General features: G+C 66.1%; 17 protein-coding genes and 1 tRNA gene. 10 read left to right on the top strand and 8 right to left on the bottom strand.

All coding sequences use genetic code 11. The features are described 5' to 3' along the window. Positions 1 to 2: 2 nt before the first annotated feature. The 6 genes from AC5Y39_RS02540 to AC5Y39_RS02515 are packed head-to-tail and all read right to left on the bottom strand — an operon-like array spanning position 3 to position 5,760. Positions 3 to 434, bottom strand: coding sequence for a lipoprotein LpqH (locus tag AC5Y39_RS02540; RefSeq protein ID WP_500015491.1), 432 nt, complete (start codon positions 432 to 434; stop codon positions 3 to 5). Positions 435 to 475: 41 nt separating this feature from the next. Further along, positions 476 to 1,738: an amidohydrolase family protein gene (locus AC5Y39_RS02535; RefSeq protein ID WP_500015493.1), complete on the bottom strand. Its 1,263-nt coding sequence runs from the start codon at positions 1,736 to 1,738 to the stop codon at positions 476 to 478. Then, positions 1,732 to 2,856, bottom strand: coding sequence for a CoA transferase (locus AC5Y39_RS02530; RefSeq protein ID WP_500015495.1), 1,125 nt, complete (start codon positions 2,854 to 2,856; stop codon positions 1,732 to 1,734). The genes AC5Y39_RS02535 and AC5Y39_RS02530 overlap by 7 nt, the downstream gene beginning before the upstream one ends. 4 nt (positions 2,857 to 2,860) lie before the next feature. Further along, positions 2,861 to 3,841, bottom strand: coding sequence for an enoyl-CoA hydratase/isomerase family protein (locus AC5Y39_RS02525; protein ID WP_500015497.1), 981 nt, complete (start codon positions 3,839 to 3,841; stop codon positions 2,861 to 2,863). A gap of 45 nt (positions 3,842 to 3,886) precedes the next feature. Continuing rightward, entirely contained in the window at positions 3,887 to 4,963 is a 1,077-nt protein-coding gene (locus tag AC5Y39_RS02520) for an NAD(P)H-dependent amine dehydrogenase family protein (protein WP_500015499.1), read from the bottom strand. Positions 4,964 to 4,971: 8 nt separating this feature from the next. Next, positions 4,972 to 5,760 carry an SDR family NAD(P)-dependent oxidoreductase gene (locus AC5Y39_RS02515; RefSeq protein ID WP_500048136.1) on the bottom strand — a complete coding sequence of 263 codons (789 nt, stop codon included), beginning with the start codon at positions 5,758 to 5,760 and terminating at the stop codon, positions 4,972 to 4,974. Positions 5,761 to 5,896: 136 nt separating this feature from the next. Between AC5Y39_RS02515 and AC5Y39_RS02510 the strand changes: the two genes are divergently transcribed. The 8 genes from AC5Y39_RS02510 (at position 5,897) to AC5Y39_RS02475 (ending at position 11,317) form a co-directional block, all read left to right on the top strand. Then, the gene (locus AC5Y39_RS02510; protein ID WP_500015503.1) at positions 5,897 to 6,511 is read left to right on the top strand and encodes a TetR/AcrR family transcriptional regulator; all 615 of its coding nucleotides are present in this window, start codon (positions 5,897 to 5,899) and stop codon (positions 6,509 to 6,511) included. Positions 6,512 to 6,642: 131 nt separating this feature from the next. Then, on the top strand, positions 6,643 to 7,290 hold the full coding sequence (locus AC5Y39_RS02505) for a hypothetical protein (RefSeq protein ID WP_500015621.1): 648 nt from the start codon (positions 6,643 to 6,645) through the stop codon (positions 7,288 to 7,290). A 159-nt stretch (positions 7,291 to 7,449) separates the two neighbouring features. Next, the gene (locus AC5Y39_RS02500) at positions 7,450 to 8,976 is read left to right on the top strand and encodes a nitric oxide reductase activation protein NorD (protein ID WP_500015504.1); all 1,527 of its coding nucleotides are present in this window, start codon (positions 7,450 to 7,452) and stop codon (positions 8,974 to 8,976) included. A gap of 22 nt (positions 8,977 to 8,998) precedes the next feature. Then, positions 8,999 to 9,784, top strand: coding sequence for a CbbQ/NirQ/NorQ/GpvN family protein (locus tag AC5Y39_RS02495; RefSeq protein WP_500015506.1), 786 nt, complete (start codon positions 8,999 to 9,001; stop codon positions 9,782 to 9,784). 15 nt (positions 9,785 to 9,799) lie between these two features. Then, positions 9,800 to 9,928: a hypothetical protein gene (locus AC5Y39_RS02490; RefSeq protein WP_500015507.1), complete on the top strand. Its 129-nt coding sequence runs from the start codon at positions 9,800 to 9,802 to the stop codon at positions 9,926 to 9,928. Beyond that, positions 9,925 to 10,626: a hypothetical protein gene (locus AC5Y39_RS02485; RefSeq protein ID WP_500015509.1), complete on the top strand. Its 702-nt coding sequence runs from the start codon at positions 9,925 to 9,927 to the stop codon at positions 10,624 to 10,626. Before AC5Y39_RS02490 ends, AC5Y39_RS02485 begins: the two co-directional genes overlap by 4 nt. A 22-nt stretch (positions 10,627 to 10,648) precedes the next feature. After that, on the top strand, positions 10,649 to 11,077 hold the full coding sequence (locus AC5Y39_RS02480; RefSeq protein WP_500015511.1) for a hypothetical protein: 429 nt from the start codon (positions 10,649 to 10,651) through the stop codon (positions 11,075 to 11,077). Between the two features lie 105 nt (positions 11,078 to 11,182). Next, positions 11,183 to 11,317: a hypothetical protein gene (locus tag AC5Y39_RS02475; protein ID WP_500015513.1), complete on the top strand. Its 135-nt coding sequence runs from the start codon at positions 11,183 to 11,185 to the stop codon at positions 11,315 to 11,317. 111 nt (positions 11,318 to 11,428) lie between these two features. Here the strand turns inward: AC5Y39_RS02475 and AC5Y39_RS02470 are convergent. Then, positions 11,429 to 11,512, bottom strand: a tRNA-Leu gene (locus AC5Y39_RS02470). 153 nt (positions 11,513 to 11,665) lie between these two features. Between AC5Y39_RS02470 and AC5Y39_RS02465 the strand changes: the two genes are divergently transcribed. Together AC5Y39_RS02465 and AC5Y39_RS02460 are read left to right on the top strand one after the other, a co-directional pair. Then, positions 11,666 to 12,043: a hypothetical protein gene (locus tag AC5Y39_RS02465; protein ID WP_500015515.1), complete on the top strand. Its 378-nt coding sequence runs from the start codon at positions 11,666 to 11,668 to the stop codon at positions 12,041 to 12,043. Then, entirely contained in the window at positions 12,040 to 12,375 is a 336-nt protein-coding gene (locus tag AC5Y39_RS02460) for a DUF3817 domain-containing protein (RefSeq protein ID WP_500015517.1), read from the top strand. The genes AC5Y39_RS02465 and AC5Y39_RS02460 overlap by 4 nt, the downstream gene beginning before the upstream one ends. A 7-nt stretch (positions 12,376 to 12,382) precedes the next feature. Here AC5Y39_RS02460 and rdgB read toward each other — a convergent pair whose 3' ends face one another. Continuing rightward, positions 12,383 to 12,985, bottom strand: coding sequence for an RdgB/HAM1 family non-canonical purine NTP pyrophosphatase (rdgB, locus tag AC5Y39_RS02455; protein WP_500015519.1), 603 nt, complete (start codon positions 12,983 to 12,985; stop codon positions 12,383 to 12,385). Position 12,986: the final 1 nt, after the last annotated feature.

The raw sequence follows: 12,986 nt of genomic DNA, 5'->3' as shown, positions 1-12,986 counted from the left end.
CCTTAGCAGGTCGCGACGATTTTGAACGTCGCGGTTGCCGGCTCGCTGGGCTTGGACGTGTTGAAACCTTGGGCTGTGCCGCTGATGGTGAAGGTCTCGGCGCCGAAGCTGGCGCTGGCGTCACCGCCGTCGCCTTTGGAGTACGTGCCGGTGAACCCACCCAAGTTCACGATGTGCACGGACTCGGCCGTCAACTTGTCACCGGCCCGGTTGACCATCGCCTTCACCCCGGAGACGTTCTGGTCGCCGATCGAGATGGTCCAATACCACTGCTGCTGAATGCATTTCACGGCCTGTTTACTGGCCACCGTATTGCCGTTGACGGTAACCGTCGCCTGGCTGGGGTGATTCGGCTGCTTGTCCGACGAGCAGCCGGAAAGACCGGCGACCACGAGCACCGCTGCGGTCGCGGCCGAGGCGATCCGATTCTGCACTCGGGCAGAATACATTTCTGCGTTTCCGCGTGCACCGGTCTTCAGCGTGCTTGGGCGATCTCGCCGCCGACGACCGTGGCCACCACCATGTCGGAGGAAAGCGTCTGCAGAGCCTCGCGGGGTGCGGCGGCCAGGATGCATAGGTCACCGGGCTGCCCGGGCTCGACGCGTCGCGGCTCGGACGGACGATCCGGCGACCCGAGGAACATCTGCAACGCCCGCGGCGCACCGATGCGTTCATGTGGGCCGAGAACCTCCCCTGCCGGCGTGGCGCGAGTCACCGCGGCGCGCATCGCCGCCCAAGGGTCCAGCGCGCCGAACGGGGCGTCGGTGCTGCCGGCGACCCGGATGCCGGCGCGCATCAGCGAGGCCACACGCCACAGTTGACAGTGCTCGTCGACCGGGATGTCGGTTCGATACTCGTCGCCTCGTTCACCGATGAAATTCGGCTGGGTCACCACCGTCACACCAAGCGTCGCGAGTTCGCCGAGGCATCCGTCGGGCACCATCGCGGCGTGTTCGATGCGGTCGCGGGCATGTGCGCCGGCGGCGCGCAGCGCGGCCATGGCGACCACGAGCTGGGCTGCGGTGACGCAGTGGATGGCGACCGGCACCCCGGCATCATGACAGTCGGCGATCCACGCGGTCAGCCCGTCGACGTCGAGATCGTCGTCGTGCAGAATCTTCTTGCCCGGAGCCAGAAACCGTACACGCTGCCTGAGAGCTGTTGCCAGGTGGGCCATCTCGCCGGGCTCGAGGTCAGGGGTGGCGTCGGTGACACCGGTGACGCCGTAGTGTGCCAGTTGTCGGCTCAGCGCCTCGAAATCGTGGGCGCGGCGCGGCACGGCGTCGAGAGGAGGATCGGTGCTCGGAATGCGGCCGTCTGGATGGTCTGGGTGGCCGATGCGTTGCAGCGCAAGAGAATTGAGTATCCACAGGGCGCCGCTGCGATGTTGGACGCGAAGCGGAACGTCCGGGCGCAGGGTGTCGAGCATCGCTCGAGTCAACGAGCCCGCCATTGATTCGTGGTAGCCCACCACGCGGATCCAGCCGTCACGATGCGGTGTGGCCGCTGCGATCGTGTCGGCAAACCCCTCTCCGGCAGAGATCGAATCAAGCGCGGCGGCAGCGGCCCGCAGGTGCAGGTGGTGATCATGCAGTCCTGGCAATACAGCGCCCGCTCGGGCGTCGACGACTGTCTCGCCGGGTCGGGCGGGCAGAGTTGGTGCGACGTCGGTGATCTGTTGGTCGACGCGGACGTCGACGACCCGACCGTCGAACAGAGCCGCCCGCCGAATCAGCATGCGACGAGCCGCGTCTCGACCAGTTCGCGCACGAGGGCGTTGTCGGCTCCCAACTCGTGGGCGGGTTCTGTTGGCAGCGCCGAACTCTGGGGTGCGACGGCCTCGACCGGGCCGCCCGGGACAGGGGCATACGTCGCCGCAACCGGTGCCATCGCGACGTCGGCGACCACGCCGCCGCCGTGTGCCAGCGCCTCGAGCACCGTCGCGGTGGCGGTCAGCCCCGTCAGCGGATCGGCGACCGCGTCGCCGCAGAAGACCGGGCCGTCTGCGCCGGTGTTGACCAGTCCCCCGGCGACGGCGGCGTCGTCACCGAATGCTGTCCGGTCCGGATGCGCGGCGCCATATCCGCTGATGCGCAACCAAATCCGGCCGGGCCGCGAGGGGACAGCGTCAGCGGACAGCCCGTGGCGTGCGAGGGCCGACGGCCTGGATCCTTCGATCACCACATCGGCGGCGCGAAGCAGCCGGGTAAGATCGGGTGAACCTAATTCTGTTGAATAGCAGAGCTTTCCGCTGTTCATCCAGGCGAAGAAGCGCGGGTCGCCGCGGCGGGTGCCGTCCGGGCGCGCGGAGGATTCGACCTTGACGACGATGGCGCCTGCAGCGGCAAGCAGTCGGCCGCAGAGCGGGCCGGCCCACATCGACGACAGGTCGACCACCAACAGCTCGGTGATCGGACGCGTCGACGCGGTGTCGTGGCGGACCACCGTAGGCGGCCTCGCGCCGACTTCGCCGAGCACGGCGACAGGCAGGTCGAGCAGCCTGGCGCGGGCCGCGAACTCCGCGGCCTCGCACGCGGCGACGGCGGCGGTCAGCGCAGGCCACGGATTGGCGCCCACGTCGGGCGACTCGAGCAACGCGGGCACCACGTCGAGGTCGTCGGGGCGGCTGAGCGTCAATGCACACCAGCCGTCTCGGGCCCTGAGCAGTCGGCTTGCGCCACCGGACGAGATGCGTGTCGGGGGTCCTAGACCCAGCAACGCCGCGCGTCCGGTGATGAGCTCGTCGGCGTCGAGCTGCACCGGGCGCCCGCCCAGTGCCGTCACGCGCTCGGCCACAGTGGCGGCGATCTGCCGAGCCTGCGACACCAGCGACACCGGCAGCGCGAACGAGCTCATGGCTTCATTGTGTAACCGCGTCAACCAGCCCCCATTCGAGTGCGGTTGCGGCGGTCAGCACGTGCCCCGACAACACGAGATACGCCGTGCGCCAGCGGCCTATCCGCCGGGTGATGCTGACCATGCCGCCCGCACCCGGAATCAGTCCGATGGCCAACTCGGGCAGGCCTATTCGCGATTCGGGGTGCGCCTCGACCCGGCCGCAGAACGCAGCCATCTCCAGGCCGCTGCCGAGCACCTGGCCGTGGACACGGGCGACCAGGCGCTCCCCTAGTCGGCTGGCGAGATCGTCGAGGACGCGCGCCGGGCTGTGGCGGGTCCTGGCAAAGTGTGCGGTGGCGGGATCGGCGAACGACCCGAATTCGGCGAGGTCACCGCCGCTGCAGAACGACGGCCCCTGCCCCGCCAGCACCACCTCCCGCACCGCGTCGTCGACACGTGCGACGGCCAGCGCATCGAGAAGCGCGGCGCGCATGTCAGTGGAGAACGCATTGTGCCGCTGCGGCCGGTTCAGCCAGATGACCAGCGAGTCGCCCTGGCGTTCGACGAGAATCGGCTCGGCAGTGGTGGGCATCCTGGCGGCACCCCGGGCTTGCAGCCACTCGGCGAACTCACGCCCGGACTGCAGCGTCGAGTAGGCCAGCGACTCGGTGACCAGACCGCTCCACGTCGGCGCCCCAGGATCGATCGCCCGCAACACGTCGTCACACGCCGCGGCGGCCTGAGGCCACCGCTGGATGCGCTGCTCGAGCTCCGCAACGGCGGCCTGGACAGAGGGCACGGTGATGACCCGGCGATCCGCCACCTCGTCGCCGGTGAGGGTGAACGTCGCGTTTTGCACCCAGGCCGGTCGAGCCGCTATGTCAGCTGCCGAACCGACCGCGATCACCGGCCCAGACGGCTCCTCGACGTCGTTACCGGCCGTGGTGCCCAACTCGACGACCCTCAGCCTCAGTGAGGAGGCGTTGTCCGGATCAAGGTTCATCGCCCGCGAACATACGGTGTCGCGCTTGCAGATGTGGCCGGATCCCTACCTCCAGGCCAAACCTCGCATGGTGGCTGCCAGCGGGATGTCGTCGATGCCGATCAATCCCTTGGGGCCGCAGCACACCCACTCGATCGCATTGACCACGCGAGCCGCAGTGGCCATGCAGCCGGCGTCGGTGGCGTCGAGGACCGGATGCGAAACATGTGTGTTGATCTCCACCCGCGGTTCGCCGTCCACGACGACGCGGTGCACGCCGGTATGTCCGTCAGGAGGGAAGGCCCAGTCCGGCGCGGCGGCCGGCGTCAGCCTGGTGACGTGTTCGGCCGTGATGATCGGTTCGCCGGCACGCATGCCTTCGGTGGCGAACCGAACGGCGGCCATGTGTCCGGGCTGCACCGTCATCATCCTGCAGTCGATGCGCTTTGGTGTGAACCAGCGCTCGGCCCGTTGACGCACCTCGTCGAGTGTGATGCCGAGATTGTCCGCCAAGCTGCGCACTTGTCCGCCCCACATCGACACGATGACACCGGGCAAGAACAGCAGCGGCGGATCATCGTCGGGACTCGATCCGAAACCCATTGCGGCACCGGTGAATTCGGCATCGTCGTAGTTGCCGTAGTCGAAGATCTCCTGCACGGTGATCGAGACGACGCGTGTCGTCAGCGACAGCGCCGCGTGCACCAGGGTGTCGCATGAGTAGCCGGGGTCGATGCCGTTGACGTACAGCGAGGAATTGCCTGCCTCGCATGCCCGCTCCAACGGCTCTCGCAGCCATTCCTCAGCGTGGTGTGGAGCGACCAGCCACACCATCGAGGTACCGACGACGTTCGTGCCGGCTGCCAGGAACCTGGCCATCTGGTCGATCGCCTCCATCGGCCGCGTCTCGCCGCGGGAGGTGTAGACGACGCAGTCCGCGCCCAGCGCCACCAACGCGTCGACGTCGTCGGTGGCGACAACGCCGGTCGGTTGGTCGAGCCCGCACAGTTCGGCCGCGTCGCGACCGACCTTCTCGGGGCTGGCGGCATGAACTCCGACGAGTTCCAGATCCGGGCGGCCGATCACAGCTCGCAACGAATGCCGGCCCACGTTGCCCGTGGAGAACTGTATGACCCTGCGCATACCCACCCCTAGTAGTCCGGTATGGGCAGTGGTGAATTGTTCGAGTCGATGCCGCCGTCCACGTGGAAGATCGCGTTGGTGGCGTAGCAGTCGCGGGTCGCCAAATACACGGTGAGCCGTCCCAAGTCCTCGACGTCGCCGAGGCGGTGCAGCGGCGTGGCTTCCAGCATCTTCTCCAGCGACCCCGGCATCAGATCCAGACTTCCTTGCAGTCCCGCCGTAGCGAACGATCCGAGCGCGATTGCATTGACGCGGATCTTCGGCGCGAGTTCCTGCGCCATCGCTCGGGTGAGCGCTTCCAAAGCGCCCTTGGCGACGCAATACGCGGTCAGGGCGCGAATGCCGAATCGGGCAGCACCGGAGGAGATGTTGACGATCGAGCCGTGACCGGCGGCCAGCATGTGCGGTGCGACGAGCTGGCTCATGACGAATGCGGATGTCACGCACCAGTCGAAGGTGTGCCTGAAATCCTCGTCGGTGATGTCCAGAAACCGCGCGTACGTCGAGCCGCCGACATTGTTGACCAGGATGTCGATGCGTCCGAAGCGTTCCATCGCGGAGTTCACCACGCGTTCGCTGTCCGCGCGACTCATCGCGTCGGCGACAACCGCGAGCCCGGTTCCACCTGCATTCTCGATGTCGGCGATCGTTGCCGTGATGTCCGACTCCGTGCGGGCCGTGCCCACGACGGCCGCGCCGGCCTCGGCCAGGACTCGGGCGATGCCCTCACCGACGCCCTTGCCGGCGCCGGTGACGATCGCGACCTGCCCTGACAAGTCGAATTGCTCAAGCGCCATGCAAGCTCCTCGGAAGACACCGCGACGACGGGATCTGCTCATCTAAAGTAGAAAACTGACTCAAGTCAATATCGTGGCGGCCGGCGCAGCTGAGACGCGATACGGTCGTGGCAGTTACGGAAGAAGGGCGACAAGATTGGCAACGCTCGACCGGCCCTCGGCACGGGAAGCCAAGCGCCTGCAAACCAGGGAACGTCTGATGGGTGCAGCCGTCGCCGAATTCAAACGCTCCGGCATCGCCGACGCCGACGTCAGCGCAATCGTCACCGCCGCCGGCGTCGCCCACGGCACCTTCTTCTTCCACTTCCCCACCAAGGAACACGTCCTTTTAGAGCTGGAGCGCCGCGAGGAAGACCGAATTGCCAAGCAAATCAAGCGGTTTCTGGAGTCAGCACCAGATCTAGTGTCCACCTTGCGAGAGGCGGTCCGGTTGGTGGTGGGCCTCGAGCGCCGACTCGGCGACGCGCTGTTCAAGGATTTCCTGGCGTTGCATTTCTCGCCGACGCGGCCGCCGTCCGAGAACGAGAAGGACCACCCCTTGATCGTTGCCGTGGCTCAGGAGATCGAGCGTGCGCAGCGGCGTGGTGAGGTCGACCCCGAAGTGACACCCATGAACAGCGCGGTGTTCTTCCTTCTCGGGCTCTATGCGCTGTTGACCACCACCAGCGCGTGGCCGACGCGCGAGGCGATGCTCGACGACTACGTCACAAGAACGCTGCGCAGCATCGAGATTCGGCAGGGCCGACGCTGAAGACGCCGTACTCATTGACTTAAGTCAGTATTTGTCCGAAGGTAGATGCCGTGAATCTGCCGTTGTCGACCCGACGCCGCAAAGCGGGGACTGCGACCGTCCAGCCCGACGGACTTGGCTTCGACGAGCACATGGAACAGTCGCGGCTCGCGCAGCGGCAGGCCGACAAGTGGTTGATCGCGGGCAGCATGCTCATCGGCACCGCCGCGCTCGGCATCTTCGGGCTTCCCTTGTTTCTGCGCGGAGTGTGGCTGCTGCGCCGCGCCCACCGCGCCGGATTGTCCGTGCGTCCGATGCTCGTCACCCTGCTCGGCTACCTGGTGATCATCGACGCCGCCATCAACACCGTCGGTTGGGCTCTCGACATGGTGGCCAACCACACCCTGCTGGCCCGGGTGCTTCTCACCGGCTGGGGCAACATGTTCGACGCCGGTTACTTCTGGCATTTCAACGAGCTGTGGATCGGCGGGGCGGCCGGCCCCGGCGAAAAGGGCTGGGAGATCGGCCTCATCCTGACCGTCTTCACGATGAGGTGCGCTGCCGCTATCGGGTTTTTGCAGATGAAGCGTTGGGGCCACCAGTGGATGGTGATCACCTGCTGGATGGGCGCGGTGATCTGGATCGGCTACGTGTTTAACATGACCATGTACGCCGACGTGCGCTACGCCGGCGTCGTCTTCCCCGTCATCGGCTGGTGGCTCTACGACATCTTCTACATCACACCCTTCCTCGCAATCCCCTACCTGCACACCGTCAACCGCGAAATCTTCTCCGACTGACTCCACTCACCGACCGGCGTCAGCCATCCGAACAATTAGGAGGTCCTGATCATGACCTGGGTATGGGAGATCCTTCGATACGTCGCCGCCTGGGGCGGCACCTGTCTCATCATCGCGTTCTGGTATTGGATGTTCTCCAGTATCGGCACCTTCTGAACCGTGCCCGACGTCGCTGAAGCTGATCCGCTGGCGCTCGAGCACAGCTGTTCGTTGACGGCCGTCGCCCTGAGCGGTGGACGTCGCGAGGGGGCGCGCCTGGTGACCGGCGAGCGTCGCAGCTTCGGGTTGAACCGGGCATCGACCGTCGTGCATGTCCCCTATCCGCCGGCGCCGGACTGGACGCGGCGGACGTTGACGTGCGGAGTCGCACTGCAGTGCTCGCCGTCGAAAGACGTTGTCGCTCAATACCGATTGAGCGACCTGTCGGCGCGTGAACGTCACGCACTGAGGCTCGTCGAGGGTAGCGTCGCGCTGGGTTGGGTGGCGGCGCGTTGGCCTGGGCTGCTCGCCGAGATGCGCCGCCAGCTGCCCGGCCTCGAGGTCGCCGACCAGGACACCGATGCCGCTTCGATGTTCGACCGCGCGATCGAACTGGCGCGCACCAGACACGAGCTGCCGGAGTATCCCCTCCTGGGCACCTTGCCGTCGGCGTCGGTCACCTCTCATGGGCTACCAGATGCCATTCGCAGATTCGGCAGGATGCCCTGGACCAGCGCTCAAAAGCGCCGTCCCCGACCGTATTCCGTACCGGTCGGGGGTGATGGCGGCGTCCGCAATCCCAACCTGCCCCCACCCAGCAGACCTCGAGACGACGACCTCGAAGCCACACCGAACCGCAGGCAAGGCGTGCCCTACCCCGAATGGAACATGTGGACGCACAGCTTCTTGCCGGACCATGTCGCCGTCATCGAACGCACGCGCTGGACCGACCGGACCGACCCGGCGACGGTGTTCGCCGACCTGCGGAAGTGGTTCGAAGAGCACACACTTCGCGCGATGACCAACCGTCTCGAAGACGGGTCCGACCTCGACGTCGACTCCTACGTGAGCCACTTCGTCGACTTGATGAGCGGTGAAGCCAAGGAGCCGCTCATCTTTCGCGAGTTGCTGCCCAGCGGCCGAGACGTCACGACAGCGCTGTTGCTCGACGCGAGTTCGTCGTTGGGCGTCCACGGCGGCCGGATATTCCGTCTGGAGTTGGCGTGCGCCGACGCGTTGTCCCGAGCGATGAATCGCGCGCGAGAGCGACACGGCATCTTCGCGTTCACCGGCAACACGCGACATCGCGTCGAAGTGCACTGCCTCAAGGACTTTCACGATGCACGATTCGTGGCGCCCAGTGGCCTGGGGCTGACGACCGGCGGCTACACCAGGTTGGGCGCCCCGGTGCGGCACCTGACGAGCAGGCTGCTGGCCCAGCCGTCGCAACGGCGACTGCTCATCGTGATCGGTGACGGGCTGATGTCCGACGAAGGCTACGAGGGCCGCTATGCGTGGGCCGACGTAGCCCACGCCGTGGAAGAAGCCAACGACGCGGGCGTGTCCGTCTACTACGTCGGCGTGGGTCCCACGCGAGTCGATCCGCTGCCGGAGGTGTTCGGACCCCGGCGGTCACAACGGATTCGGCGGGTCGAGGACCTGCCTCGCGTCTTGGCACATGTGCACCGCGAACTGGTCGCCGCGTGAGCGTCGAAACCCGAGGGGACAGATGACAACCGATCTCTACCTGGCCAACGGCAACGAAGTCCAGCTGTTCGAGCGGGCCTACCGCCAGCGCATACCTGTCATGCTCACCGGGCCGACGGGATGCGGGAAGACGCGGCTCGTCGAGCACATGGGTCTGCTGCTCGAACGGCCTGTTGTCACCATCAGCTGCCACGACGACCTCACCAGCTCCGACCTCGTCGGCCGATTCGTGGTGGCGGGCGGAGATGTGGTGTGGACGGACGGGCCGCTCACCAAGGCGGTCAAGGCCGGAGCGATCTGCTACCTCGACGAAGTGGTCGAGGCGCGCCACGACTCCCTGGCGATTCTGCATTCGCTGACTGACCACCGGCGCTGCCTGTACCTGGACCGAGCGGGTGAGGTCGTCGAAGCACCGGATTCGTTCATGCTCGTGTGCTCGTACAACCCGGCGTACCGCAGCTCACTGAAAGAACTGAAACCGTCGTTCCGGCAACGGTTCGCCACACTGCCCATGAATTACCTGCCGCCCGAGCGAGAGGCAGAGGTGGTGGTCGCGGAGTCGGGGGTGGAGCTGTCGACAGCCCGGCGACTTGTCCAGTGCGCCAACGCGATCCGCACCGCAGACCAAGTCTTCCACTTCGAGCCGCCGTCGACTCGGGCACTGGTGACCGCGGCCCAGCTGATCGCAGCCGGCGCGCGCGAGATGGAGGCGGCAGAAGCATGCATCCTCGCGCCGCTGACCACTGACGGAGCCATCCACGACGGGCTGCGGGAGATCGCCGCCGCGAGCTTGCTCACCAACCACTAGAAAGGGGCGCCGACGATGGACCAGCAGGAACGCAAACGCAAAAGAGCGCTCATCGTCTTTCAGATATTCATCTACGGCTATCTGCTGGTGATGTTTCTCATCCAGCTCTACATGTCGTTCGCCCGGGGTTGGTGGGAGTTGTGAATGTGCCTCTGCTGCATCGTCGTTCGGGCGCTGTGGGCCTCGACGAGCATGAGAACGCGTCCCGCCACGCCCAGCGCCGAGCCGACAAGTGGATGATCGCCGGTGCGGCGTTGATGGGGATGTGGGCGCCGGGGATCGTCGGCTTTCCGATCTTCATGCGCGGAGTGTGGTTGCAACGTGAGGCTCTTCGCGCCGGGCTCTCGGTTCGGCCGATGATCGTCACGCTGATCGGTTACTTGGTGTTGATCGACGGCGCGCTCAACAGCCTCGGCTGGGCGCTGGACCTCGTCGCGAACCACACGTTGATCAACCGGGTGCTGATGGTCGGGTGGGGCGCGATGTTCGACGCCGGCTACTTCTGGCACTACAACGAGCTGTGGGTGGGTGGGGCGGCCGGCCCGGGCGAAAAGGCTTGGGTCGCTGGGCTCATCCTCACCGTTTTCTCGATGAGGTGCGCTGCCGCTATCGGGTTTTTGCAGATGAAGCGTTGGGGCCACCAGTGGATGGTGATCACCTGCTGGATGGGCGCGGTGATCTGGATCGGCTACGTGTTTAACATGACCATGTACGCCGACGTGCGCTACGCCGGCGTCGTCTTCCCCGTCATCGGCTGGTGGCTCTACGACATCTTCTACATCACACCCTTCCTCGCAATCCCCTACCTGCACACCGTCAACCGCGAAATCTTCTCGGACTGAACGCCTTTCGAAGGAGCACCGCATGACAACGTCGTCAACCACAGATCCCCAAGACAAGGCCGCCGAGCTCCCGCCGGGCACCACCCCGTACTACGCCCGCATGCACAAGTGGATCAAGCGGGCGGTCCTGGTGTGCCTCGTTGCGCTCGTCATCGAAGGCGCGTTCACGCTCCCCTTCATGGCGATCTACTACGGCTATCCGACGTTGAGCCTGACCGAGATCTGCAGCGAGCTGCTGAAGGTGCGGTACTCCGACGACACGCTGGAGTGCAAGTACCCGTATCCGGTGCTGGGGCCCCCGGAGGGCGCTGAAGGGAAGGACACCGCGCAAGACCAGTGGGGGATCCAGCCGGTGCCGAAGTATCACCGGCTGGGGTTCCGGGAACTGGTGCGGATTCACGACGACCGGCTCGCGCGGCAGGCCGCTCAGCAGCAGTCGGCTCAGCCGTGACGCAGTTGTCGACGACACCAGTGGGGTAGTCGACTACGCACGCCACCGCCGCTGACCGCACATAGCTTCGACGTCATCGAACGCCCAGCACGAAAGGTCAGTCCGATGACGATCGCAGGTATCGAATTGCCACATTGGCGCACGCGCACGCCGCGGACGAAGGCCCCCAAGCGCCACTACCCGCCGCGGGCCAGCTATTTCGAGGCCTCGGTTCTGGACCGCGGAGTGCGGCGCACCTGACCATCGCGACTGTCGCTCCTAGGCGGGCGCAACCGCCCTCGTCTCGGCGAGGCCGTTGGTGCTTGCGGGAAAAACACATTGACGATCGGCAGAGCAGGCTGTCGAGTTGAGTGCGGGCGGAGGGACTCGAACCCTCACGCTCTTGCGAGCACGGGGACCTAAACCCCGCGTGTATGCCAATTTCACCACGCCCGCGGCTTCGCGATCGTACCGCTTTGCATCCAACGGCCTGACTTCGCGAATGTGAACTGGTTGCGGCCCGACCCGGCGTGTCGGCGCAACCAGTTCACGTTCGCGCTGGTGAGGATGAATTCGTCGGGCTGGAGTGCGCAGCGGTACCGTCAAGCTATGCCCACTACACGGCGTAGAAGGCCAGCACTCGTCGTGCTGGTGATCGTCGCCGCCGCGGCCTGCCTCGCGCTGGGGTGGTGGCAATGGCAACGCTATGAGTCCGCCTCCGGCACCGGCCAGAACCTGGGCTACGCCCTGCAGTGGCCGGTGTTCGCGGCGTTCGTCGTCTATGCCTACCGCAAGTTCGTCCGCTACGAGGAAGAGCCGCCGCAGCTGCGCAAGCCCGACACGGTGACAGAGATCCCGCCACATCTTCTGCCCGAGCGCCCGAGGCCGGCGCGCGAAGAACCCCAAGACCCCACACTCGCCGAATACAACGCCTACCTAGCCGAACTCGCCGAAGCCGACAAGAGACACGACAGGACAATTCGATGACCGCTGAAAGCAGCACGGAGACAAGCAAGATCCGCACGGCCCTGACCGCATACCGGGTGATGGCGTGGGCGACTGGCGTCTGGCTCATCGCGCTCTGCTACGAGATCGTCGTCAAATACGTGGTGCAGGTGGAGAACCCGCCGTCGTGGATCGGCGTCGTGCACGGCTGGGTCTATTTCGTCTACCTATTGGCGACGCTCAATCTGGCCGTGAAGGTCCGCTGGCCGCTGTGGACCACCGTCGGCACCCTGCTCGCCGGAACCATTCCGCTGCTCGGCATCATCCTCGAGCAGGTCCGCACTCGAGAGGTCAAAGACAAGTTCAAGGTGTAGCCCCGAGCTAGGACTGGGCGAGCGTACGCAACGCCGGCACCAGCGCGGCCAGCGCCCTACCCCGGTGTGAAAGAGCGTCCTTCTCAGCAGGACTGAGCTCGGCCGCGCTGCACTCGAGTCCGTCGGGAATGAAGATCGGGTCATATCCGAAGCCGCCGTCGCCGCGTGGTGCGGACCCGATCCGTCCCGGCCACCGCCCGCGCACCACCACCTCGCCGGTGGCGTGCACCAAGGCGCACGCCGAGACGAACGCCGCGCCCCGCCGCTCGAGCGGAACGTCGCGCATTTGAGCCAGCAGCAACGCATTGTTCGCAGCATCGTCACCGTGAGAACCCGACCAGCGCGCCGACAGCACGCCCGGCATCCCGTTCAGCGCGTCCACCTCGAGCCCGGAGTCGTCGGCCACCGACGGCAACCCCGTCGCGGCGAACGCGTCGCGGGCCTTGGCCAACGCATTCTCCTCGAACGTCGCACCGGTTTCGGGTGCCTCGTCGAACGCCGGCACGTCGGACAGCGACAGCAGGGTGAACGCCAACCCCGCCGCTTCCAGCACCCGCCGCAGCTCCGCCAACTTCTTGGCATTGCGGCTCGCCACGAGCAGCCGGGTCACC

The organism is Mycobacterium sp. NGS39, assembly GCF_059812765.1.
The sequence above is the reverse complement of the archived record's forward strand: the minus strand, read 5'-3'. Positions and strand labels throughout refer to the sequence as shown.